The organism is Pseudomonas citronellolis (genome assembly GCF_001586155.1).
Lineage (GTDB): Bacteria > Pseudomonadota > Gammaproteobacteria > Pseudomonadales > Pseudomonadaceae > Pseudomonas > Pseudomonas citronellolis.
Genome location: NZ_CP014158.1, coordinates 4565368 through 4589946 on the forward strand (window position 1 = coordinate 4565368; position 24579 = coordinate 4589946).

The window sequence follows — 24579 nt, forward strand, 5'->3', positions numbered from 1 at the left end:
ACCAAAAACAGAAGGAATATGAAAGTGGGATTCTTTGATATTGTAGCAGGAATTGGAAAAGCAGCTGCAAAATCCATGGGCGATGCTATTACAAAACAGCAATTAGAAGCCTGGGAAAAAATAAGAAATGCGCCATCATCTCGCCTTCAAGACTTTTATGAGCAAAACAATACAGAAGATCGAAACAATGCTTCTAAGCGTGCGCTCGCGCTAGCAGCAATGGGTGGATGGGAAGGCCGAGATCTATTAGGGCGAGATGAGAATGCAAAGCGCGCCCTGAAAAGAATCCGAGAAAGCGTTTCTCTTGACGAGTCCCACTCTGCAAAGTCTCTTCGAGAAGCAATTGATAGACTCTTGCAATAAAGCAAAATATATTTCTGCTTTAAAGCGAACACCTTAGACGTGGGTCACACTAAAATCCGGGCCCGATCAGGCCCGGATTATTTCACACTTATTATTCTGCTATCCCCGGCTAGTATCAAACCCCCGCTGACGATTCCCGTAGGACTTCGTAGCCACCTTGCACAGGTAGCTAGCCCTATAGAACAGCACTGGCAGTTCATCTTCTTCGCCACGACGGACATACCGGTCAACGCGATACTCGGCATTTTTCGGAATATTCACTAGGCCTCCCGCTTGGTCGACTGATATGCCCAGAGCACCAGCCCAGGACTCCCCCATGCGGCTGATCATGTTCGCTCTCGCGGACCGCAGCCTCCCTATCGTGTAATAGGCGTCCCGGTTCAACAGGATCAATACGTGGTAATGTGGCCGCCCTCCTCGTGGAACCTCTCTAGACCATGCGTACCGGACCTTGCAGCCACGAGCGTAGCCGTCACGCTGACGCACTCTTTCCTGGTCGTAGCGGATTTTCTTCGTAAAGGACTCGAAGAATTCGCTAATGACTTGGTTGGTGTAGGCGTAGTCAGGCAGCTCAATGCCCCTAGGCAACCTGAGATCTACCCGGAATGCAAATACTCTCGGGTACTCAGCCAAGGCCAGATCGATGGCGTGTTTGAGGTCCGACAGATACTCCCGGATAAAGGGTCCCTTCTCGATCATCACGGGTAAACCGTCATAGGTGTCGTCGTAGTACAGGCTGAGGTTGTTGTTATCGGGATGCCGGAGCGGATAGCGCTGGGCGGTAGCAGTGTTTTTGGGCATGGTTATGATCTCTCAGTGGTTGAGTTTCATAACCTGTGCCTGCTGTGTATTTTTTAACCGTTACTTCTTCCCTGCCTGATCCCCCTCGACTGGCTGCCTGGTGACATATCTCATCCAGTAATGGATGGAAATTGGTCTCCGATGGTGAGCTGATGCTGGTAGTGGTTCAGTGTTCGATGATCCCCCCTCGACGTGTATGGGACCTGGTCAGCGATGCTTATCAATGCTCGGCTAGGCGGAAACCCTTCGGGTAGTAATAGCTAGTAAAAGCATACTACCCACACCGCAACTAATCGCTCCGACGCGCTTGGAAAAATCCACCCCGATCACCAAGCCACAGCGACAGTTTTTGCTGAAACCGTATTCCGGAGAAAAACTACATCGAAAGCCCATGGAGGCCGATGCCAGCCAGAGTCTGCCGGAGCGATGGGGAGCAACATCGCTCTGGCTTTCTGGAGAGAGTCAAACAGCCTTGATCTGGTAGCCGGCATAAGCGCCATGACCAGCTATAGCCAGTCATGGCGCAGATGGTCAGTTCTAGCTGGCCATGTTCAGGTGGCGGTGGAGCGCGTCGCAGCACTCTCTGCCAGGTCACGCTCCTCAATCCTTGCCAAAATCCAGTTGTGCACCTCGCTGTCGACCCAACCAACACAGCGTCCCACGAGAGGGACTGGTTTAGGAAAATCTCCTGAACCGATGAGCTTGTATATGGTTGATCTCGCCAAGCCGGTAGACCTGACCACTTCCTTAAGGCGAATGATTCTCAAAATACCCCCTCTACTGACATGTACCGCACAGGTACGAAGCTGAGAATTCTCTCCGATCTCTATTCCTCACTGCGGCAATAGCCAACACCGGCTCAGCGCTAATTGTCTCAAGGCTTGACAATGTCATTTTTTTAAATGAAATTACTGACATTGTCAGAGACGGTGATCACCGGAGGCTGGACGATGAGCGACGGACCCCACAGAAGCTTGCCGATGCGAAAGCCTTGGAAAGAGCTGGCCATGCGCGGCGACAAGGCTGCCTACAGCGCCAGCGAAGTGGCAGAGGCCGCAACCAACGCCCTCGCCAGCGATTTCAAGATGGAGGTTTCCTGGGAACTGACCCAAGAACTGAAGTCCATATTTTCCGGTCGTGACAATTCCCTCATGCTCCCTGAAATTGCGCTTGCTCAGCTAAATGATGCAACCGCTCTTGCTGCTGGATCAGTGTTTGGCAGAAATGTCGTGGCATGCAGCATTGAGCTCATCCATGAAGGCAAATTCGGTTCAGATGCGTTTCATGAAGCTGTAGGCCTTGCTGCCAAAATGCGTGGACTAGCAACCGTGCGCTCTGTTGAAGAGCACTACCTGAGAGAGTCCAACCACAGGCGAGCGGATCATGTGAGCACGCGTATCTCCGACGCAATCTGCGGACTCTCAGAAAACCAATTGGGCTTGATTCTGTTGGGCCCGGCACCGGTCTCTCAGCGTTCAAGAAAAATGACCGGCTTGGACGCGGGAGTATCGCTTTGAAAAATTTCTTACCTCTGAAGGAGATGGCTGTTGATGTGGTCGAATCCGGCGTACGCCCACAAAAAGGCATGCTGCCCTGCTATCTCGGACAGAACATCAATTTCAATCTAGAAGCTCTCGCATCCTTCTCCTCGCAAAAATGGCAACCCAGGGTCTATGACGCCCTAGTCGTGGCCGCTGCCGTTGAGTTTTGTGATCGCACTCTTACCCGCAGCACAATGAATTGGGGGCGGCGTTTTGATGTACGCATTCCAGTTCATGACCACGAAAAATGGTCAGAAAATGCAGTTACCGGAGCACTAGTGGAGGCACTGAACCTTCTTACCGGAGATGCCTGGTATTTCGAGTTCCACGCTCGAAAAGCTCCCGCAGAACCACCAGTTCAAGATCACATGCAGTTCCCATCCAACGCGGAAGCGGTCATTGCCTATAGCGATGGAATGGACTCCCGTGCGGTAGCCGAGCTGGAAAGCAAGCGCTTAGGAAATCGCTTGGTTCGCGTGAGAGTAGGCAGCAAGCAGCACGATATCTCCAGGAAGGAACGTCTCAAAATCCCGTTCACGGCACTCCCCTATTCAGTGAAACTTGACAACCGCAAAAATACTGAAACTAGCGCCCGAAGCCGCGGATTCAAATTTGCTGTCGTATCTGCAATGGCGGCATACCTAGTTGATGCACCAGCAACCATCGTTCCTGAAAGCGGCCAAGGCGCACTCGCACCGGCCCTCCTTCCAGTTGGTCATGGATACGAGGACTACCGAAACCATCCGGTCTTCACCAAGCTGATGGAGCGATTTGTTAACGCGCTACTCGACTATCCGATCCAATTCCAATTCCCCCGTCTATGGAAAACGAAAGGCGAAACTCTGCACGAATTCGTCGAAACCTGCGGAGATGGGGCTGGCTGGGCAACTACCAGATCTTGTTGGCAGCAGTCGCGGCAAACTGCCGTTTTAGGCTCACGGCGACAGTGTGGCATTTGTGCTGCGTGCATCCTGCGGCGCCTAAGCGTACATGCCGCTGGCTTGAATGAAGCGCCGGAGACCTATGTGTGGGAATCGTTGAGCGCAACGGACTTTGAAGCTGGAGCAGCAAAAGACTTCAGCAGACAAACTCAAGCCTTGCGAGAATATGCCATCGCAGGGGTGCTCCATTTCGAGCATCTATCTTCTATTAGGGAATCCACGCAGTACGAACTGATCAAACGCCTCAGGACGAACGAGCTAGCTCGTGCTTTGGCTGAAACGCCACAAACGGTGGCGGAGAATCTTGACCGGCTCTTGCAACAACATGCCATGGAATGGTCAGCGTTTACGAACGACCTGGGACCAGAGTCGTTCGTGAGAAAATGGATAGATCACGCATCATGACCAAACCAAATTACGAACTCAGCCCAGTAGAGCTGGGTGAACGACTGAAGGTTGCGCGGGAAACCGCGAACATCACCCAAGATGCTGCCGCTAAAGCAGTAGGCGTAGCGCGCACCACGCTTGTGGCCATTGAGAAAGGGCAACGTACTGCGCGGCTCGATGAAATCCAGGCACTTAGCCGCTGCTATGGTGTATCTGCCAACTCGCTGCTGCGACAGGAAGCCGTTCATGTGGATCTTGTTCCACGCTTCCGCTCGCTTCCAGATACCAATGAGGTAGGTGTCGAGCAAGCTGCGCGGATGCTGAACGATCTCGTCAGAGCTGAGGTTGAGCTTGAAAATGTGCTCGGTATTCAGAGAGCACACAACTACCCTGCAGAGAAAACTATCCTTCCTGGTGATGTCCGCAAGCAGGCGGAGCACGATGCTCAAAGCCTCCGAAACTGGCTGGGACTCGGCGAAGGGCCAATTCAGGACATCTTTGCACTTTTGGAGCTACAGCTAGGCGTGCGAGTCTATAGCCGAAAACTCGCCCCAAAAGTCTCTGGACTGTTTGCTTATGATGACGCCGTGGGTGCTTGCATACTAATCAATGCCAGCCACCGAAAGGACCGCCGGGCCCAAACCAGTGCTCATGAGCTTGGTCATTTTATTGCGACCCGACGCCGGCCCGAAGTCTATCAAGACGAGAAATATGAAAACTCCCGTGAGGAGCGATACGCGAATGCATTTGCGAGTGCGTTTCTCACGCCAGCCCGGGCCGTGATGGAGAAGTTCAAGGAGCTGACCATTGGCTCAACCCACCTCACTCGTAGGCACATCATCCTGCTTTCCAGCTTTTTTGGCGTATCCCGGCAAGCGATGGTGATGCGCCTTGAAGAACTGGGCCTAACGAAGAAAGGCACCTGGGACTGGTTCATGGATAATGGGGGTATTACTGATGAGCAAGCCCGCCAGGTCCTAGGAGATACTGTATTTGACTCAGTCCCTGCTGATGTGACGCAATCGTCACGACTCTTCTTGCTGGCGATCGAAGCATGGAAGAAAGATCTAGTCAGCGAAGGGCAGATGTCAGAGATGCTGAAGCTTGATCGCGAAAGAGTGCGTGAATTGCTTGATGAGGCAGAAGAGGACGAGGTAGATGACCTTTTCAAGCTGTCTCATTAATCAGAGAAATGCCATTGTCCTGGATGCTAGCGTAATCATAAATCTGCTGGCGACGGGGTATGCGAACACTATCCTGCGAGCATTGGCTACGCCTCTCTATGTAACCGACTACGTCGTGCGCGAGATAGAGCAAGGAGCAGTAAATGGCCGTCCAGAACCAGCGCTACTTGCAGAGCTGATCAGTGACCAAGTCTTGATAGTCGAGGAGTTAGCAGGAGCCGCCTTGGAGGATTTCTTTGGGATGGTATCCGGACATACCTCAAGCTCACTTGGCGACGGCGAGGCGGCTACTCTAGCCCTCGCATACAGAAATGAGTTATCTGCCGCCATTGACGAGAAGAAAGCTACCAGAGTGGCTGCTGAGCGCTTTGAAAGCTTGAAGCTCATTACAACAGTTGACATCCTAGCGTACGCTCCTGTGCGGTCTTCACTTGGGAATGAAGTGCTCGCCAAGGCGACGCTACTTGCTCTAAAAAACGCGAGAATGCAAGTTAGAGAGCACCAGTTTGATTGGATAGCCCAGCTAATTGGCGTAGAAAATGTTGCTGCCTGCCCGAGTTTGAAACGCCATATAAGACGAGGGGCATTTGCGCTTAGCCCTTAAGCAAGCCTCCTCAATTCCGCAGGATACATTCGATTAATAGAGCGATGCACGAAGCCAAGATCCCCTTCGGTGAACGTGACGGCACCCTCTTTCGCGCCCACGAGGTCGAAAACGGGCTGCGTTGTGGATGCATCTGCCCCGGATGTCAGCAACCGCTGAACGCAGCCAACAATGGCGAGAAGGTCGTACCACACTTCCGCCATGCGAAATCGAATGACTGCTTTGATGGATTCCGCGAAGGAGTCAGACGTGCTGCAGTCGCGCTGATCGCGAAGCACAAGCAGCTCATGCTCCCGGCACTTATAGAAACAATCCGAGTGGCCACACAAGACGGCCGGCTGCTGGAGGAAAAGGTCGAACTGCAACCAGTGGTGATCACTGCCGATAACGTTGAGCGGTTTGTTGACCTGGGTAGCTTAAGAGGTCATGCCGTCCTGCACCAATCTACTCGGCAGCTGATCGTCCGGATCAAGCTCTCAACGCGGATGGAGCATGAGCGTTATCGCCAGCTCGAAGCCCTGGAACATTCCAGCATGGAGATTGATCTCCATCACCTGGCACTGGAGCAGATCAATGATCCGGCCAAGTTCGAGCACGCGGTTCTGCATGACTCGGCAAACCGATTTTGGATTCGATCAATTCGCGGTGAAAGGCTCGCAGCAAACGCGCTGCAAAAGCTTCAGTCAGTGGCGGACGAAATAAACGCTCAGTGGCAACTCGAACGGGCAGCGCGCGAGGCTGCTGAGCAAGCCCGGCAGATTGAGCTAGCCAAGGAGAAAGCCGAACTGCAGCGCGCACTAGAAGCCCATAGAGCCAAGCAGCTTCAGATGGCGGCCAAACAATCAGCCTCAGAGCAAGACAACACGACAGAGGACAGAGCCGAGTTGATAGCAGGAACCATGCTGAAGGCCTTACAGGCATGGGGAGGACGAGCCATTGAGTGCACTGCCTGCTACTTGCTCAGCCCACCTGATTCAAGGTTCTGCCTTTACTGCGATGCCTCTACCAGCAAGGTAAACCCTGTAACGTTATCACCGGACATACCCTCCACAATTAATTTGCGCATGCGGTGTTCTGCAAAGCCAAATACGTCACTGAGAAACGCTCCCAGTCTCATTGTCCGACCATATTTCGACGAGGCTGAAGAACACTAATTCTTATAGACATGGAAGCTGCACACGCACAGCGTCAGAAAAACACCGAAAAATATAAAGCAACGAACATCCCAAGAATACCAAAGGAAAGGTTTAATCAACTTTCTTTTTCGAGGCTCTCCCCCTGCTTGGAGCCTTTTTAGACTTAGCTGCCGAAGCTTTCTTCTTGGCCAATTTTTCTGCAGCTTTCTTGGCGACATCTGCAAGATAAACTGCAGACTCAGGAATATGCATTAATTTTACCTGAAAGCCATAAGAGGAAATTGTCTTCCCATAATTCTGCAAAGTGACCTTACTAAAGAAAGGAATATCTAAATTCTCTGATGCAGGACCATCAACGATGGCGTATACAACATCATTACCACGTGCCTCAAATGGATTCGGGACAGGATTAATGCTCTGCGCTATTAATTGTGAATTTACATCCTGAATAAAACCAGCCTCCCTGACCATAAGAGTAGACGCAACAAAACCTTGAGCAAAAAGATGACTCAACGTGGACGATCCTCGCCCGCGCTTAACATGAATAAATTCACCTCTCTCATTACCAATTTTAGGCTTATATATATCGCAAACCTCAATTTTGTCGTAGCTGCCACCAAACCTTATAAGCTTTCTGTCCAGCATCGCTAAAGCACCGCCTGCCCGAGCGCATACATCTTCATTATAGGAGCCTTCGCCATCATGTTGATATTCAACAAATGGGGCTTCAAATTTCTTTCTTGGAAGACTCGAAAAATACCCCTCAACAGCTGTTTGAAAAGAGCTCTCTACCTTAAACCAACTACCAACATTCAAAATAAATAAGCCTAACTTATTTCTCACCTCAGCATACAAGCACCGGAAGGCACTGAAAGACCTTAAGGGAGAACCATCAGATAGAACTAAAAAAATATCTCGTCGCTTAAGTGTTTCAAGCGTGGCACCGCTACGAAGGGTTGATAGAAATCTATCTAGATCAAGAACTGGATCAATTTCATCATCCTGAGCATTATTGCTATAGGCAAAGCCGGTAACCCCAGACCAGTCAATTATGTCTGGAATTGCAAGCCACATATTTTTCCTTTCCGTAGAATTTAGTGCCTCCCAAAGCTGGTTTTCGAGTGTAGAAATAAGATCTTTATCCTTGACAGGCAGCAGATTCTCAACCCAAGAGAACTCGCTAGGATGCCCATCTTCATCTCGATCCAAATAGTCTTTTGAAGCCGATCGCTCCAGGGCAAGTTTAAGAAAACCACCTAGGCCAGAAAGCTCCATTGGAATGGAGGCTTTAAAAGAGTCAATTCCCGCTATGACGCTACCGAAAATCTCTAGATAATCACTTTTAGTGTGCCCAACCAACCCTCTGAGCAGGTCTTGCTCAGCATTGATCATATAGTCGGATACGGCTGCAGCTTTAACCGTCTGGGTACGACTTATTCTTGGAGATGCATCAAATGTCTGGCGATCAATTGACGCTATTTTATCAGGCAAAACACTATTGAGAACTACCCGAATGCCGAAACGGTCTTCGATAAGTCTAGGCTCAATCAAGTGCCTACCATATCCAAATGCAATAGCAAATTGTCGACCAGACTGCTGCACCACCAAAATAGCAGAGATACTCTTGTTCTTCCATCTGGAAGTATTTACATCATCAGCAAGCCCTGACTGAACAAAGCTCAACCACTCAGGCGAGGTTTCCACCAGTGGCTTACGCACAAATAGAGTACCGCTTATACCATCTGGACCGAGAGGAAACTTATCCGTTCCTATTTGCCTTGGCTTTCCACCCGACCCAATGGGACTGGCGATGAAGTCTTTTGGAGTCCAAGACTGAACACCAGCAGGGGGCTCTTTAAGCAAATAAACATTCAGAGTAATTCTTTTTGGACTTTTATTATTAGCCATTGCCACTCCTAAGCACCAAAAAATCCATCAACCATGATTACTGAGAAAAACCTGATTTACCCCCCCTGACGCTACCATTCAATAGCAAGCTCAGCAGCAGTTTTCCTCAAAATGCCCACACCAAAAAATTAGAAAAGCCAACGCATTTACTTTCAAGAATTAACTCAAAATAATAAAAAACACGTCAACTTGCATTCCAAATTAAAGCCGCGACCTCAAAGAGTAGCTTTTGCCGTTCTTCAAGATCACTGGGACCAAACTCATCAAGCGCCCTAAATCCGAGTCCAGATTGCTTAGCAAAATCGCGAAAGTCCAATTTACTGTGGTAAGAGTCACTGCGCAGCGTCTCATTCCAATAAAGCGTATTGGCATACGACCTCAGCTTGTCCGCATATAGCTCATTACCGCTCGAAATATTATCCTTCCCCTTCATCAACAACACACCGCCAAGCCGATTGCGCTCGACCTCAAAGCGCTCTTCATCACCATCGAAAGCATCAAGACTTTCTGCATTGCGTGACAATATATGTTCGATATGAAATCCAGTCTTGGCGCCTCTGAGGGTGACAAGATTCTGCAAGGGATGCTTCATTTTTAGCTTCATACCTTCGGCGAGAAATTGCTCTACCCTAGCAAAGAAAAATCGAGTGAAGCGAGTATTCAAGCGATCAATAGTCATATTGCGGAATAAGCTATAACTAAAGACGGATGAGACGACAATCGCACGCTTCCTGGTAATTTCCTGCAAAAGATGCTTCTCGAACACCAGTGGGATCTGAGCCACTGGCTTTTCGCGGATTTCGGCGCTAATCTCAAATAATTTAACAGCAAACTCATTACTGTCGTAAGCGCCCTGCAGCTGCTGAAGCGAGAACATTCGATCAAGTTGTTCTGCTACCACACGAATCTTGGCGACTTCCTCCGGATCATTCACGGTGCAGGCCGACAAAATAAGCAGATACTGACTATCCAGCTCGTTCAGGCTGTTGAAGAAGACCGCTGGGTACTGTTCATTCTCGTGCTGGCTGGCATGCAGCAGTCGTACATACAGCTTCGTGTAGTACGAAAAATCCTCCTTGAGAAATGCTTTGACCTTGGAGGAATCATGCTCAAGCTGGAGAAGCTGATTGATATCACTCTTGAACATTTCTCTGTGGTAGTCGCCATCAAAGCGCTGTCCAGCCTTTCGGCTATCGGAGAACTTGCTCTTCAACCAGTAACGGAAAAAACTATCGATTTCATCTTCCCGATAGGCGTTCACCGCCCTCACGTGCGTATCCCAGAGCTCGTTATAGTTACCAGAGTCAAGTTCAAGCTTGTCGATCTGCCCCAGGAGCTTTCCTTTCAATATCTCGTAAGGCTTGAGTCGTACACCACGGTCATTGATGACCTCGAACACCATCGGTACATGGGTAGAATCGACGGACAGATTGATGAGCACCAGGCGGTAAAGGAAGTAGTGAACGAAGGTCTCGAACTTGTGCTTGCTGTTCAAACGGGTAGATAGCTCCGCCGCGATTACCGAGAAGTTCCTCAGCATGTTGGCAGCCGTCAAGCCTGTGGATCTATCTACAGCCTCGGGAGCGACACCATCCATCAGGGCCTTGAGAACATGGATATGACGGACGTGGTTCATCCAAAACTCGTATTCCACCCCCGAATAGCCGGCGATTTTGCGCTCCAACCAACCAGAGGTCTTCGACTCGAAGACCTTGGCCATCCGGAACAGCTGAACCAGAAAAAGCGTCAGGGTTGTCAGGCGCTGCTGGCCGTCAACTACAAACACTTTGCCCTGTACGGTGTTGGTGACATAGGTGTTGAGGTAGTACCAGGGATACCGGGCGTTGATACTCTCCGAGTTCGGTTCCAGAGCCGAGTGCTTGGAATAGGCTTCATCGAACTGGTAGAAGACATCGTCAACCAGACGCCGTACGGGCTCCTCCGTCCACTTGTAGTCCCGCTGATAGAAATCGATGTAGTAAACCGTCGATGCAAAGGTGCGATCCAGGTTCTGCTTGTCCGGCTGAATATCCATATCAAAAACGACTCGAAGAATTGATCCTGACTGCGGAGCTGGCTACTTGACCAACTCCATCAGCTTCCCATACCCATCCACCACGTCGTACCTAACCTGCTCCGATGTAATCTTGGCGAAGAATTTCCGCGCACAGGCGATCTTCGAGGCCTCGATGGCACGCAGATCCAGGCTGGACATGGAACCTTTGGTTTCAGCAATGAAGTAGATGTGCTTCACTTTGCCCTCGTTGAAGGCAATGGCCCAGTCCGGGTTGTAGTTACCAACTGGGGTGGGGATGAAGAAGCTCTTCGGCAGTTTGGCGTAAACAACTACCTCAGTGCTGGCATCCAACTGCTCGACGAACTTGCGCTCGTTGGTCGAGTCGGTGAACACGTAGTCGTAGATGTGGCGCTTGGCCTCGAAAGCGTTGCTAAAGTCGTCTTTCGGCTTTTCGGCGGTGAAGATGTCCGAGCTATGGGTCTCGGCCACCGGGTCGTAGGCAATATGCTCGACGATAGCCGTGGCCTTCTGCTCGTTGATCAGCGTGGCAGCCCTGGCGATGAAGTCTTCCGGGTTGGTCTTGTACTGGCTGAAAACGGCAGCATTCAGACCCTGCAGAACGCGCGCGATGGTGCGGCGCGTCAGCTGGGTGGCCTCGGCCAGGTTACCGAGCAGGTCGTATTTCACCGCCGAATGCACCGAGTTTGTGTAAGTCTCGGTGGCCGTCTGCGCCAGCTTGAACGCCTCGCCCCGTTTCAATTCGTCGAAACTGGCATGCTCTTTCTGCGTGCCGCGCTCGATGATGTACTGCATGGGCTTTACCCGCAGTCCCTCATCCTTGTCGTTGAGTGCGGCAATGCACTTTTCGACCAGCTCGTCGGCCTCGAAGTTGACGGTGTACGCGGCCTTGCGATTGATCTTACTCCACAGTGCCTGGAACTCCTGGCGCTCGAAGTTGGCGTTGAGCGGATTGACCTTGGTCTTGCGGCCGTCGCCAATATGCGGCAGCTGCGCCTCGCTGAACACACTGTCGATCAGCTGAAACACCTGCTGGGTATAGGGCTTCAGCTCATCAGGCAGCTCGGCCAGCTGCTCATCCTTCTTCGCGGCGTGGTAGGCAAGCGTGATCTGATCGTTGTCGTCGGTGTAATCGTTCTTCAGCAGATATTTGTAGATCTGCTTGGCCATTTGCGGCGTGACTTCCACGTCGCCGCTCAGGGTCTGCAGAACCTTGCCGGTGAAGTATTTCTCGTTGGCTTCGCGCGGTCTTGCTGACAGCGATTCGCTGATGTCCTTCTGCAAGGCGCCGACGAACTCCCTGTAGCTCTCGCTGGCCACGACGGTCAATTCGTTGATGTCGTGAACGGTCGCCGGGTAGTCCATTCGGTCGCCGTTTTGGTTGACCGAAAGGCGCAGCCCCCGACCGACTTCCTGACGGCGGGAAATGGTGTTGTCGCTGTGCTTGAGCGTACAAATGACGAAGACGTTGGGGTTATCCCAACCTTCGCGCAGGGCCGAGTGGGAGAAGATGAAACGCACCGGCTCGTCGAAGGACAAAAGACGTTCCTTGTCCTTGAGAATCAGGTCGTAAGCATCCACGTCATCGGTTTCGGTCGACTTCGCTTTGGTGGCCGGGTCGACCAGACGCTTGCTCTTCTTGTCGATCGAGAAGTAGCCATTGTGGGTCTGACTAACCAGAATCCCCTTCAGGTAGCGGTTGTACGGCGTATCCTCCAGGCTCAGCACCTCGTTTAGGTAGGCGTTGTACTCCTCCTCGAAGACCTTCGCATACTCGCCCGGCTGCTCTCCGCTTTCGTCGTACTGACGGTACTTCGCAACCTCGTCGATGAAGAACAGCGTCAGCACCTTGATGCCTTTGCTGAACAGCATCATCTCTTTCTCGAAGTGCGCCTTTACCGCCTCGCGGATCTGGATGCGGCGCATAGCCGGCTCATCCAGGTTGCCCACAGCCTCACCGGCGACCAGCTCCACGCCATTGGTGAAGCTCAGGATATCGATCCGCGCATCGATCTCGGCGACCACATAGCCCTTGTACTGATCCAGGCCACCGGACAGGTCGTACAGATTGTCGTTGTGGCCAAGCTTGCGCATGACACGCTTGATACCGCTGTTCTGCTTGATCTCCATCTCCACCCGCGCCACCGGGGCCTTGTTGGAGATATCAATTCCCTGCAGGAACAGATAGGCATTGGTGCCGGGCAGGTTTTTGACAGTGATACCGCGCACGTCGATCTTCTTCACCAGCTTCTGGTTGTAAGCGTCGAGCGCATCTAGACGGTGGATCTTGTTGTACTCAGTCTTGTGAGTTGCCGAGTAGCGCACGATAAACAGCGGGTTGAACTCGCTGAACGATTCGAGGGTTTTGGTCCCCTCCATCTTCTGCGGCTCATCGAGGAACAGAATCGGCCGGTTGGCCTTGATCACATCGATAGGGCGGCGCGACTGGAAGTCATCCAGCTCCTCATAGATCCGCCGCTGGTCTGCGCCGCGTGCAGCGAAGGCCTGGACGTTGATCACCATGACGTTGATGCCGGCGTCCGAGGAAAAGCTCTCCAGGTTGTGTAGCTGCTTGGAGTTGTAGATGAAGAAGCGCGCCTTCTTACCGTAACGCTCCAGGAAATGCTCGGCGGTGATCTGCAACGACTTGTAGACCCCCTCGCGGATGGCGATGCTCGGCACCACAACAATGAACTTGCTCCAGCCGTAACGCTTGTTCAGCTCGAACATGCTGCGGATGTAGCAGTAGGTCTTCCCGGTACCGGTCTCCATCTCGATATCGAGGTTGATCGAGCAACCGGTTTTCTTGTCGTTTACCAACGCAGCCGACTGCAGCAGGTTCTGCCGACGTTGCACCGCCTGCAGGTTGGTCAGCAGTTGATCTTGCGTCAGGGCCAGCTCCGCATTGCGAAAACCAGCATCCACAGGCGCGATGTTCGGCTGCCGCTCCATACCAGCCAGGGAGCCCTGCTGCGGCGCCAACGGCGCGCCGCCGACACCTGGATCGATGCGATAGCTCACGCCCGACGATTTGGGCTGGCCGGCAAAGCAGTCGGCGAGGGACTCCACAGCGTGGAGTTGGTAGGCCTGCTCCTTGAATTTCAGCTTCATGGCAAGCCCCTTACAGCGTCTTGATTTCGGTCATCGGCGACAGCAGCTTGAACAGTTGCTCGACGTTGATCTTCACGCTGTCGCTGGCAAAACCGTTGTCGCGGAATACCACGCGCAGCGGCTTACGCTCGGCAATCTGTTTCACGAATGCCTCGTCGATGCCCTTATCAAAACAGGCAACCAGGGCGTTGCCGTCAACGAAGAACACCTGCTTGCCGGCGATGGCCTCCTGGCTGATTGGCAGAGCCAGATCTACGCCCCAGTCCAGCAGCACCTGGAACAGAAGATCTTCGGGTGTGCGGTCTTCGCGGATATTGTCGATCTGATCAGACAGCAGATCCTGAGTGACAGCATCCGGCGTGTAATACACCTCCTGCATGTTAGATGTATCCACCTTCAGGACGCGGAATCCTAAGTCGAGCCCAACGGCTTCCTTTTTTTTACGCAATTCTGCGCTGAAGTTCCGCACTCGACTGAGCCCCATCTCGAAGATCGAGCCGAGACCCGGTTCAGGTCGAGGCAACGGCTCGGATATCTGTACGGCGATAAAACGACGGTTACCGCCATCCTCGGAATTCTGTTTCAGCACAGCATGGGCAGTGGACGCACTGCCGCTGAAAAAGTCGAGCACGATGCTTTGTTCGTCTGGCTTGCCCGCCAATTGTAGGATGCGCTGTAACAGCTCCACCGGTTTGACCGAATTGAGGACATTCTCGGTGTGCTGGAACGGGACATATTTGAGCAGCGTCTTCTTGGCATCCTGGGTGTGGCCGACTTCCCTGTAGAACCAGAGGGTTTGCGGAGTCCGACCACTGGAGACCTCTGACAAGAAGCGCTTGATTGCAGGCACGTTGTTGCCGTCTTCCCCCCACCAAATGCGGTTATCCGCATCAAGCTCTCTAAATTTTTCCTGACTAAAACGCCAGTACATGCCTCGTGGCGGGCCGTCAATTGTTCTTCCAGAAGGGCATGTGATTGGATACACGCCGGCATCGTAACGATTCCTTGCAGATAGATCTGCGGCCTTCCACGGCCCACGTGGATCGTCGTCAGGGTTCTTGTAACGAGCCTCCATCTCTGCAGTCCTGGGAAGGAGCTCTGGACGCCAAGAGTCTTTATTTCGAGCGTAGACCAGTACGTAGTCATGGTCCTCGGAGAACCAATAAGCAGTGTTCTTGGGGGAGTAGACCTTCTGCCAGATAATCTGCGCCACGAAATTTTCTTCCCCGAAAACTTCGGTGCAAACCTTGCGAAGATTATCGACCTCATTGTCATCAATTGAGATGAACAGCACACCGTCGTCGCGAAGCAGATTACGGGCGAGCCGAAGACGCGAGTAGATCATGCTCAGCCAATCGGAGTGGAAGCGGCCATTAGCTTCGGTATTTGCCACCAAGTGTGCACCAGTGGCGCTAATCTGATTGGAACGTGTCAGATAGCTTTCGGTGTCGTCCTTATAGTCGTCGTCATAGATGAAATCGCGACCGGTGTTGTAAGGTGGGTCGATGTAGATCAACTTAACCTTTCCGAGATAGCTTTCCTGTAGCAACTTGAGCGCTTCCAGATTATCGCCCTCAATGAAGAGGTTCTGCGTCTTATCAAAGTCGATACTTTCCTCTCGGCACGGCCGTAGCGTTTTCGCAATAGGTGCATTAGCAGCAAGCAAGGCTTCACGCTTACCTGGCCAATTCAACTGGTAGCGCTCCTGCGCCCCTTCAACAACGTGCAAAGAAAGCTCCTGACGCAACAGGTCCAAATCGATACCTTTTTTCAGCCCTCCCTTGCCATCAGCCGTTTCTGTCACGCAACCAGGAAAAAGCTGGGTTAGCTTTTCAATATTCATCTCAGCCAGATTCGGCGAATGCATTTTCAGTTTGTCCACGGGACGTCCTGTATATCTCTAGTAATTAATTACCAACTGGAGTCTATGCACTCAGTTGATCGATTTCATTTTTCAGTTCCCGCAACTGGGCATTAAGCGCCACCTTGCGGTTGAACTGTTTTTCCTTGTGCAGGCGAGCTTCCAGCTTGTTGTACTCGCTCTGCCGGCCACGCAGCCGGGCTAGACGCTCCAACTGCTCGAGCAAGCTTTCGCCGACTCGAGCGGCTTGCGGTAGCAGGCTGCGCAGCAGCTGTTCGTAAAGCCCTTGTAGATCCAGCGCCACGGGCAAAGACTGTCGTTCAACTGTATCCGCCAGCCAGGGACCAGCGAGATAGTTATCGAGTACCCACTTGCCCGCCTCGGCCTGGCTGGGTCGCTTGAAAGCAGCAACCATGCACGCCTGCTGGTCTCGGTACAGCTGAAAAATGATCGGCAGCGGAATAGCTCGATCAATCGCACGCAAGACTTCGTAGTCCAGCTCCGCGCCTTTGAGCTCGATGTCGAAAACCTGAATCTCCGGCACCTCCGGCCGCGCCGACAGGTTAAGAGTCTCCGGCGCCAACTTGTAGGCCCAGGTTATTTGCTCGATCTGAGCGACAAACTTGTCACGCAGCGCGCTGCCTATCTGGCCGTGCTCATAAATCTTGGTTTTCGGCACCGGACGGCCAACTCTGGCCTGGCCAGGAAACGCGAACAAGACTGGCGCGGGCCGAGTCATGCCACATCCTGAATGACGATGAAGGTGATCAGCTCGAAGTCGTCCAGACCGGCAATGGTGTCCACCAAGGCGGTGGTCTTGCCGCCACTGAACAGGCTGTCGATGTCCTTCTCTTCCTTCACTTCGATCATCGAGTGAATGGCCTGATCCAGCAGATTGGAGTAGGCCTGCATATCGCGGCCATCGTTCGTGGTCTGGTTGAAGCGCTGGTAGGCATCTCTGATCGGTTGCCCCTGCCCTTTGCAGGCAGTGCGGGCCAGGTCCAGCAGACGCTTGGCCTCGCTGTAGTCACTGATTACCCGCCCATGGTTATCGATGTAGATCAGATAGTGGGGATAGAGGCGGTTCTGCTGGTTGATGTCCACGCCATGGTTGCGGTTGCGCAGGGTGAAGATCACGCCCGGTAGCAAACCCAGCTCCGGCTGTGCAGGCACCACAGCATGCATGCCGTTGGGCAGATGGTTCAACTCGCCGTGCTGTTTGATGTAGTTGAGCAGATCCATGCGGAAGTCGTTGAGACCGAGGTCGGTAATGGAGACGCCGGTCTTCAAGTCTTCCATCTCGATCACTTCATCCTGCAGACGGCGCAGCTGTTCCTTGCGGTAGGCCACGTCGTTGGCTTGAGCATTGAGCACGTTGTCATCGCCGGTCGCAGTGACGTCGGCGATCATCATGCGATTTTCCACCCGCTCCTTAAGATTGATGTACTCGTCCAAGCTGATATCCGGCCAGTAGTTGACCAGCTGAATACTGCTGTTCTGCGAGCCGATCCGATCCACCCGGCCAAAGCGCTGAATGATTCGTACCGGGTTCCAGTGGATGTCATAGTTGATCAGGTAGTCGCAGTCCTGCAGGTTCTGGCCCTCGGAAATACAATCGGTGCCGATGAGAATGTCGATCTCGCGCGGCTCGTCCGGATAGATCGCCGCCTTCTCCTTTGAGCGTGGCGAGAACAGGGTCAACAGGCCCTGGAAGTCGTAGCTCTGCCGGCTGCCCGGCATGGTGCCAAGGGTGGATTTCGGCGCGTCGCTGCCGGTGACCTTGCCCGTGTGCACCTGGTAGTTTCGTTGCAGGTAATCAGCCAAGTTGTCGTACAGGTAGTTAGCGGTATCGGCGAAGGCAGTGAAGATCAGCACCTTCTTGTTGCCGGGGTTGATCGGCGAGGCGATTTTGCTGGCGATCTGGGTTTTCAAGTGTTGCAGCTTGGCATCATCGGCCGGGGTGACCTTGGACATTTCACCCAACAGCTCGTCAATGAACAGCAAATCGGCCTGCAGATCCTGCTCCCATGAGGGCAGGTCCATATCCTCCAGACTGATCTGAATTTTTTTGCCAATGCTAATGTCGCCAGGCATCGGCCAGCTGTCCTCATCGAAGTCAGCCTCTTCAAAGGCCGCGGTGACGTCGGCAAAACCTGTTGACTGGCCGGTTTTGTTGAACTGAGCAATCTTATCCAGGGCGCTGCGATGGCTGGCCTGCAGACTTTGCAGGGTCAGACGGAAAGCTTCCACCGAGCTCTCCAAACGCTTGAGCAAATTGGTGGTCATCAACGCCTGCAGGCTCTTCTCCCGATCAACCTGCTTGAGCTTGCCTCGCCCACCTTCCACCTGGGTGTCGTACTGCTCCTCATACTTCCTCAGGCGGCTGGGCAGGATGTAGCTCACCGGCGCATATACGGCGAGCTTGAGCAACGACAGGTGATTGAAGATCTCGTTGAAGCCAATGACATCGTCGCGCTGAGTCAGCGGGCAATGGAATGACATCGGCTTGCGGCGCTCCGGGAAACGGCCAATGTCGGCAGTGTTGTAGAAGGTTTCGATGTGTCGACGAGAGCGCGCAATGGTCACGCTGTCCAGCAGCTCGAAGAAGTCGAAATCCAGGCTGTTAAGAATGGCCGCCGCCGTGCGCTTTTCCGGCGGCAGATTGGCCCAAGCGTTGAACGCCGCCTGAGCGCGGCGAAATATGCTGTCGATGTCTTTCTCGGTACGCAGCTTGTCATTGAGGTTCTCGCTGTCACCCTCGTAGGCCAACGCCAGCTGGTTACGCAAATCGCTGAAACGATTGTTAACCGGAGTCGCCGAGAGCATCAGCACCTTGGTCTTCACCCCCTGGCGGATGACCTGGTTCATCAGCCGCTGGTAACGAGTTTCCTTGTCCTTGTAGAGATCGTTGTTGCGGAAGTTATGCGACTCGTCGATCACTACCAGGTCGTAGTTGCCCCAGTTGACCCGATCCAGCGGCATACCCAGAGAGGTGCCGCGGCTGCGGCTCAGGTCGGTGTGACACAGCACGTCGTATGCAAAGCGATCCTTGGCGAGGATATTTGTCTTCAGGTTCTGGTTGTAGGTGAGCCAGTTGTCGGCCAGCTTCTTCGGGCAGAGCACCAGGACGGACTTGTTGCGCAGCTCGTAGTACTTGATCACCGCCAACGCGGTAAAGGTCTTACCCAGGCCTACGCTATCGGCAAGGATGCAACCGCTGTAGGTTTCCAGCTTGTTGATCAGGCCGGTGGCCGCATCGCGCTGGAAGTTGAAGAGCTTGTTCCAGATCACCGTATCCTGATAGCCGGTACGATCGTTAGGTAGCACGTCCTCGCTCACATCCTCCAGGAACTCACGAAAGATGTTGTAGAGCATTAGGAAGTAGATACGCTCGGGGGCATTCTCCTGATACACCGAGGCAATGTGATCACAGAGCCGAGCGGTGACGTCTTCCAGCTTTTCCTGGTCGTTCCAGATCTGCTCGAACAGATTGAGAAACATGCCCGTATGGGCTGGCTCATCGAAGCGGGTGACGATGTTGGAAAGCGCGTTACCCTTTTGGTAGCCCAAGTCGACCGCCGTAAACCCTTGCACCGGCATGTAGACGGACTCTGAGCTTGGCGCACGCACCCCAATGAATGGCTGCATGGGTGCCTGGCCACGGTTGGAGCGGAAAGTAGCCTTGCGACGGATCCAGTCGGCACACTCCCTGGCAATGGCTTTCTGGGTAAGCTTGTTCTTCAGTAGGATCTCGAACTCGCTTCCGGTCAGACTACGCTCACGCTCGGCCTTGGGAATGTGGAACTCGCGCTGTTCCTTCTTCAGCTTGTCCGTCGCCTCGTTGGGCACGAAGGTCGGCGAGGTGAAGATGAACTCCAGGGAGTCGATGCTTTCAAGCTCTCGCTTGAGCGCCACGTAAGCGTATATCGAGAAGCAGGACGCGGCGATCTTCAATTTGGCGCCAGGCTTGAGCGTACCCTTGAGACTCTCGCCAAGCAGCGAATTGATGTTGTCGATCAGCTCCATGAGACACTCCCCGCCCTTATTCATCAGCGCCACCATCCACGCATCACGCATCACGCATCACGCATCACGCAGAAAGCTGATAGCACTCCGCCTTCTTGATCGATCCTATTCCTCCATCGCTCTCAAGCCAATCTCAATTGGCAACCAATTGGCAACCAGAGCGATCATTTTTAGATCAGCCACCAAAAACGCCAGGCATAAAAAAATCCAAGCACCCGTAAGTGCTTGGATTTTTTGGAGTTTTTTGGTCGGGACGGAGTGATTCGAACACTCGACCCCTTGCACCCCATACAGCGGACATATCCAATCCAAGCCTTTGATTTAGCTTGGAAATCGTACCATTTTGACTAGGCAAAACACACCACTTTTCGGCGTTTCGCAAACGTATCCACGCGGGCTCCAGGGGTGGTTTTGCGCCGAGTCTACCGAGCATTCAGCGGTACTCCGCGACGCCTTTTCCTGCCGGCCGCCACTCCTCCTGCGGGGAGTTGGATCGGAGCATGACGAATGCTTCAACTTCCTGTCCCTCTTTCGGTTCCGCCGGGGAGATAGCGGCATGGCGACCAGCCGCGTAGCCGGGGAACATGTCGGAGTTCGCCGACACGTGGTATTCCCAAATCCCGAAATTGCCCGCCTTGCCGACCATGCGCTCCAGCTGAAGCCGAGAGAAAGTGCCCTGACGAATGATGAGCATGCCGACCTCCTGTTGATCGAGGCCGGCATCATACCCTACTGGCAGGCCTGCACCGCGGCACGCAACTGCGCCTCGTAGCCCAGGTGCTGCTGCCGCTCTGCCAGCAGCGCCCGGACCTTGGTCTGCAGGCTGTCCCCCTTCCGCAAGCTCGCCGTGGCCCAGGTCGGCTCCTGCACCGCCGGCGCCCGGCAGGGCACCGCAACCGGCACCTCTACGCGCACCGTGCGCGGCTCAGGCTCGACCTGGCCAGCGCATCCCGCCAGCGCGAACATCACCCCCAGCACCTGCACCACCTGCACTTTTCGGCTGCACCTGCCGAAAATCGCTGCACCTGCAGCTTTTCGCCACTCCTGCGGTTTCATAGGCCCAACTCCTTGTCGATGACCGCCTCTGCCGCTGCGCACTGATCACCCTCGGCGTGCTCCTGCTGCAGGCGCTGCGCCGCGGCGTAGTGCTCGCCGGCCTGCTGCTGGGCATCGGCCACGGCCTGGGCGGCACGTGCCTGGCGCTGCTGGGCCTGGTTAGCCAGGCCAGCGATGGCGGCGTTCTGGTCGCCCACCAGTGCCTCGAGGTTGCCCCGGGCCGCGCGACAGCTGGTCAGATCCACGGCCGCGGCATCGAGCTGCGGACGGTAGTGCCCGGCGGCCAGCCACACACCCAAGCCGGTGCCGACGGCGACCAGCAGCAGCGCGGCCAGCACCAGGCCGGCCGCCTTCCACGGGAAGTTCTGCATGGTTCGCTCCTACGGGACGTCGCGGAAGAAGGCGTGGTGGCCGATCACTGCCGTGCGTTTCGCTTTCGCCGCCCAGGCCGGCGGCTTGGCCATGGTGGTGGCGTAGTAGTGGGTGGCCCCGCCGGTTGGGTCCAGCTGGCTGCCGCTGATCACCGCCAGTGCGGCCTCTCTGGCGCGCAGGTACTCGCCGGCCGGGATCTGCTTCGCGCCGGACAGGTACGGATAGTTCGGATCGTTCTTGTTCCAGCAGCTGAACTGCCAGGGCGCCTGGCAGACGCTGACGATGTCCCGCCCCCACCAGCCAGGCTTCGCCGCGCGGTTACGGATCGTCCAGCCCACGGCGACCATGCCGGCGGCGCCTTCGCCGCGCGCCTCGCCCCACAGCGTCCGCGCCAGCACATCTACATCACGGTCTTGGCCCATGGTTTCCTCCGGGCATGAAAAAGCCCGCCAGGTGGCGGGCTTGGGTTGAAGGCCTGGCCGGCGGGCTCAGACCTCGAAGTCGTACTGCGGCAGGTCCGGGGCCGGGCCGGTGACCTGGCCGTCGACCAGGAACGCGTTCTGGCCGGCAGCCACCGAGGTGCCGCGGGCGAGCACCCGGGTGCCGGTGCGCAGCTCCACCACGCTGGTGCCGGCGGCAGCGTCGATGCTGACCACCTCCCCCACCGTGCGCTCTCCACCGGGCAGCAGCCCGATGAACTTTTTCCAGGGGTTCACGGTGGCCATCAGCTGCTGCTCCCGTAGTGCCGCTCGATCCGCAGCGTCTGCCAAACGCGCGAGGCGCCCACGCCTTCGGCGGTGATGTCGACGCCCAGGCAGAGCCCGCGCCAGGTGACGTCCGGGTCGCGGAACTCAACGATCATGCCCGGCTGCACCAGCCCCGGAGTGTTGTCGCCGTCCGCGAACAGCGGGATACGCCGCGTCTCGATGGCCTGGCTGCCGCCTTTCGACAGCTCGCAGATCCCGCGGGCACGGGCAACGTCGGTGCCGGTCATCCAGTCCTCCATGACGTCCGCCGCCGGCTCGTCGCCGGCCGTGCCGGCGCGCCGCACCTGCACGCTCACGCCGTAGTTGGTGCCGCTGACGTAGACGAAATTCCACTCCGGCTGTGGCGACCATTCGCTGCCCCACTCTGCGACGATCTCCGCCGGCACGATGCAGTCGGGAATCGCGCTGTTCCAGTACCAGGTCGCTTCGCGGTAGCGCGGCAGAACCGTGAAGGCGTCGCCGGCCAGGTCCGGCCGCACGATGCCGCCGGCGACCTCGGCCAGGCGGTGGATCACCTCCATCGGCGCCATCTCGGTGTAGCTGAACGCGCCGGCCGGCAGCGTCCAGTCCGGCGGTCCCATCGACACCGTGTCCCAGGTCGCCGCGAAGCCGGTGAACTCCAGCTGGTCGTCGACGATGTTGCGGGCGTTGATGGGGCTGGTGTTCATGCCGCTGCGCTTCGGCGCGTAGGGCGCGGCGAGGAGCTGGGTGCGGCTGCTGCCGCTGATCGTGTAGCGCTCCTCCGGGAACTTGCCGGTGCCGCTGTAGCGCTCGACCAGGAAGTGCCAGGTCCAGCCGTTGACCACCAGCTCGACGGTCTTCGGCCCGTCGGCATCCTGCAGCACCAGGTTGAGCGAGGTGCGGCCGAACAGGTCGGCGCTGAACGTCCAGGCGAACGAATCGATGTCGAGGCCGATGCGGATGTTGCTGGCGTCCAGCGGCGTGCCGCCGGCCAGCTCCACCAGGGTGACCGTGTTGGCAATCATGTAGGTCTCCAGAATGGTCGGCTCCTCGGGCGGGTCGACAACGACCACAGGCCCCGGGTAGTCCGGGTAAACGATGCCCGTCGGGCGCGGATCGGTCGGCGTGCCCCAGCCCCAGGGCATGGTCCGCATCTGGTCGATGATACGCGCCGGGGTGAAGCGCACCACCGCGCCGCTGTCCACCGGCTGGATGGCATGCGGCTGCGGGCTGTAGCGGAAGTCGAAGAACACGATTGCCGACGTGCTGGGCACGTAGCGTTCCCCACCGAAGCTGAAGTCCACTAGGCCCGGCGTGGGCACGTAGAGGCTGGCGGCGCGCTCGGCCGCGGCGTCGAAGCGCGGGCCGAACTCGTCGCAGCGGAACCACGCCTGCCCGCTGGACGTGTCCTTGCGCGCGGGCTTGGGGTTGTAGAGCAGGCGCAGGCGGGTGTCCTGGGGCTTGACCGAGTGGTCCCAGTCCAGGCGCCGCGCCAGGTCAACCTGCGCGACGGTGTCCCAGCGGCTGGCGGCGTCGGCCTCCAGCGCCCCGCCCTGCCTCCAGCGCCCGCCGTGGCCATGGTCGGCCTGCGCCACCGTGTTCCATCGCCCCGCCAGGCCGGCGTTCCGCGCCTCACCCTGGCCCCAGGGCGCCGAGGTAGCCACCTCCTTGGCGGCCACCGTCCCCCACTCCGAACGGCGCACAAGATCGAACTGGCGGCGGGCCTTGCTCCAGCCCGCCACCGCATCATGGGTCAGCATCAGATCAACTCCACAGGTTGCGGGCCGAGCGCCTGCGGGCGGTAGTAGCGCACCACCTCGGCCCGAGCCGTGCCAAGCGGTTGCGGCCCCTGCAGGCTCTCGTCCCACCAGGTTGGTTCAACGGCGGGCAGTTGGCCGGCCTGCGTCACCCGGTACAGCCACCCCAACATCACGGTGGGGCGGATCACCTGCCCCTCGGCGACGCTCAGGCTCGGCTGAAAGGCCGTTCCCCAGTCATCCAGCGCGACGGCGTAGACCAGGCCATCCGTGACCTTCAGCTCGACGACCGACTCACCGTCCTGGGCGGGCCCGTAGCCGGCAATGCGGAACTGGCCGCTGGAAGGCTTTTCCACAAACACCACCTCCCGCTCAGCGAGCACACCATCGACGCGCACGCGCGCCGTGATCTCGGCCGACTCGCCACCACCCGAACCATCGCCACTGGTGATGTTGAAGGTGTAGGTGCCGTCGGCACTGATGCTCAGGTATGCAGCTCGGATCTTCTTCGGGGCTGTGTCGTCATAGCCAACCACCAGCCAGTCGCCCTGATCGTTCAACGTCGATAGGCGCACAGACTCCCACTGGGTGTACTCGCCATCCTCAGTGGCAAAGCCCAGGCTGGTGAAGGTCTGCGAATTGAAGTCCCGATAAAACACCAGGTTCTTCTGTTCCGCAGTGACCTCGCCCTCGCGCAGGATACGGAAACGGAAGCGCACCCGCGGCGGCTGGACTCTGTCGATCAGCACGGGAGCTACCATCACGGAA

20 protein-coding genes and 1 pseudogene are annotated in these 24579 nt (G+C 55.6%); 6 read left to right on the plus strand and 15 right to left on the minus strand.

Going from position 1 to position 24579, the window contains the following annotated elements; genetic code table 11:
• The first annotated feature begins 18 nt into the window (after nt 1-18).
• Entirely contained in the window at nt 19-363 is a 345-nt protein-coding gene (locus PcP3B5_RS30895) for a hypothetical protein (RefSeq protein WP_202604125.1), read from the plus strand.
• A gap of 99 nt (nt 364-462) precedes the next feature.
• On the opposite strand, the gene PcP3B5_RS19765 is transcribed toward PcP3B5_RS30895, so the two are convergent.
• Complete coding sequence (locus tag PcP3B5_RS19765; RefSeq protein ID WP_061562206.1) at nt 463-1164, minus strand: inovirus Gp2 family protein; 702 nt, start codon at nt 1162-1164, stop codon at nt 463-465.
• Nucleotides 1165-1701: 537 nt separating this feature from the next.
• Nucleotides 1702-1931 (minus strand): annotated as a pseudogene (locus PcP3B5_RS30900) (helix-turn-helix transcriptional regulator).
• A 240-nt stretch (nt 1932-2171) separates the two neighbouring features.
• Between PcP3B5_RS30900 and PcP3B5_RS30905 the strand changes: the two are divergent.
• The 5 genes from PcP3B5_RS30905 to PcP3B5_RS31845 are packed head-to-tail and all read left to right on the plus strand — an operon-like array spanning nt 2172 to nt 6975.
• On the plus strand, nt 2172-2681 hold the full coding sequence (locus tag PcP3B5_RS30905) for a hypothetical protein (protein WP_019726434.1): 510 nt from the start codon (nt 2172-2174) through the stop codon (nt 2679-2681).
• The gene (locus PcP3B5_RS30910; RefSeq protein WP_082816366.1) at nt 2678-4051 is read left to right on the plus strand and encodes a 7-cyano-7-deazaguanine synthase; all 1374 of its coding nucleotides are present in this window, start codon (nt 2678-2680) and stop codon (nt 4049-4051) included. The genes PcP3B5_RS30905 and PcP3B5_RS30910 overlap by 4 nt, the downstream gene beginning before the upstream one ends.
• Nucleotides 4048-5217 (plus strand): XRE family transcriptional regulator, encoded by a 1170-nt coding sequence (locus tag PcP3B5_RS19770; RefSeq protein ID WP_023123593.1) that lies wholly within the window; start codon nt 4048-4050, stop codon nt 5215-5217. Before PcP3B5_RS30910 ends, PcP3B5_RS19770 begins: the two co-directional genes overlap by 4 nt.
• The gene (locus PcP3B5_RS30915) at nt 5192-5821 is read left to right on the plus strand and encodes a PIN domain-containing protein (protein ID WP_082816367.1); all 630 of its coding nucleotides are present in this window, start codon (nt 5192-5194) and stop codon (nt 5819-5821) included. Before PcP3B5_RS19770 ends, PcP3B5_RS30915 begins: the two co-directional genes overlap by 26 nt.
• Nucleotides 5822-5865: 44 nt before the next feature.
• Entirely contained in the window at nt 5866-6975 is a 1110-nt protein-coding gene (locus tag PcP3B5_RS31845) for a competence protein CoiA family protein (protein WP_160336936.1), read from the plus strand.
• Nucleotides 6976-7068: 93 nt separating this feature from the next.
• On the opposite strand, the gene PcP3B5_RS30920 is transcribed toward PcP3B5_RS31845, so the two are convergent.
• From PcP3B5_RS30920 to PcP3B5_RS19835, 13 genes are all read right to left on the minus strand, one after another.
• Nucleotides 7069-8865: a TIGR04141 family sporadically distributed protein gene (locus tag PcP3B5_RS30920; RefSeq protein ID WP_082816368.1), complete on the minus strand. Its 1797-nt coding sequence runs from the start codon at nt 8863-8865 to the stop codon at nt 7069-7071.
• Nucleotides 8866-9049: 184 nt separating this feature from the next.
• Nucleotides 9050-10900, minus strand: coding sequence for a DUF262 domain-containing protein (locus PcP3B5_RS19780; RefSeq protein WP_061562207.1), 1851 nt, complete (start codon nt 10898-10900; stop codon nt 9050-9052).
• A 42-nt stretch (nt 10901-10942) separates the two neighbouring features.
• Complete coding sequence (locus PcP3B5_RS19785; protein ID WP_061562208.1) at nt 10943-14011, minus strand: type III restriction-modification system endonuclease; 3069 nt, start codon at nt 14009-14011, stop codon at nt 10943-10945.
• 10 nt (nt 14012-14021) lie between these two features.
• Nucleotides 14022-15893 (minus strand): site-specific DNA-methyltransferase, encoded by a 1872-nt coding sequence (locus PcP3B5_RS19790; protein ID WP_061562209.1) that lies wholly within the window; start codon nt 15891-15893, stop codon nt 14022-14024.
• Nucleotides 15894-15936: 43 nt separating this feature from the next.
• Nucleotides 15937-16611, minus strand: coding sequence for a DUF4391 domain-containing protein (locus tag PcP3B5_RS19795; RefSeq protein ID WP_061562210.1), 675 nt, complete (start codon nt 16609-16611; stop codon nt 15937-15939).
• Nucleotides 16608-19898, minus strand: a complete 3291-nt coding sequence (locus tag PcP3B5_RS19800) for a helicase-related protein (protein ID WP_061563305.1) — start codon at nt 19896-19898, stop codon at nt 16608-16610. The genes PcP3B5_RS19795 and PcP3B5_RS19800 overlap by 4 nt, the downstream gene beginning before the upstream one ends.
• A 433-nt stretch (nt 19899-20331) precedes the next feature.
• Nucleotides 20332-20592: a hypothetical protein gene (locus tag PcP3B5_RS19805; protein WP_058487177.1), complete on the minus strand. Its 261-nt coding sequence runs from the start codon at nt 20590-20592 to the stop codon at nt 20332-20334.
• A 35-nt stretch (nt 20593-20627) separates the two neighbouring features.
• Nucleotides 20628-20891, minus strand: coding sequence for a hypothetical protein (locus PcP3B5_RS19810; RefSeq protein WP_061563306.1), 264 nt, complete (start codon nt 20889-20891; stop codon nt 20628-20630).
• Between the two features lie 59 nt (nt 20892-20950).
• Nucleotides 20951-21325: a hypothetical protein gene (locus PcP3B5_RS19815; RefSeq protein WP_061562211.1), complete on the minus strand. Its 375-nt coding sequence runs from the start codon at nt 21323-21325 to the stop codon at nt 20951-20953.
• A 9-nt stretch (nt 21326-21334) separates the two neighbouring features.
• Nucleotides 21335-21748, minus strand: coding sequence for a cell wall hydrolase (locus PcP3B5_RS19820; protein WP_061562212.1), 414 nt, complete (start codon nt 21746-21748; stop codon nt 21335-21337).
• 66 nt (nt 21749-21814) lie between these two features.
• Nucleotides 21815-22051 (minus strand): hypothetical protein, encoded by a 237-nt coding sequence (locus PcP3B5_RS19825; protein ID WP_061562213.1) that lies wholly within the window; start codon nt 22049-22051, stop codon nt 21815-21817.
• Entirely contained in the window at nt 22051-23814 is a 1764-nt protein-coding gene (locus PcP3B5_RS19830) for a hypothetical protein (protein WP_203228512.1), read from the minus strand. Before PcP3B5_RS19830 ends, PcP3B5_RS19825 begins: the two co-directional genes overlap by 1 nt.
• The gene (locus PcP3B5_RS19835) at nt 23814-24560 is read right to left on the minus strand and encodes a hypothetical protein (RefSeq protein ID WP_145923922.1); all 747 of its coding nucleotides are present in this window, start codon (nt 24558-24560) and stop codon (nt 23814-23816) included. The genes PcP3B5_RS19830 and PcP3B5_RS19835 overlap by 1 nt, the downstream gene beginning before the upstream one ends.
• Between the last annotated feature and the right edge of the window lie 19 nt (nt 24561-24579).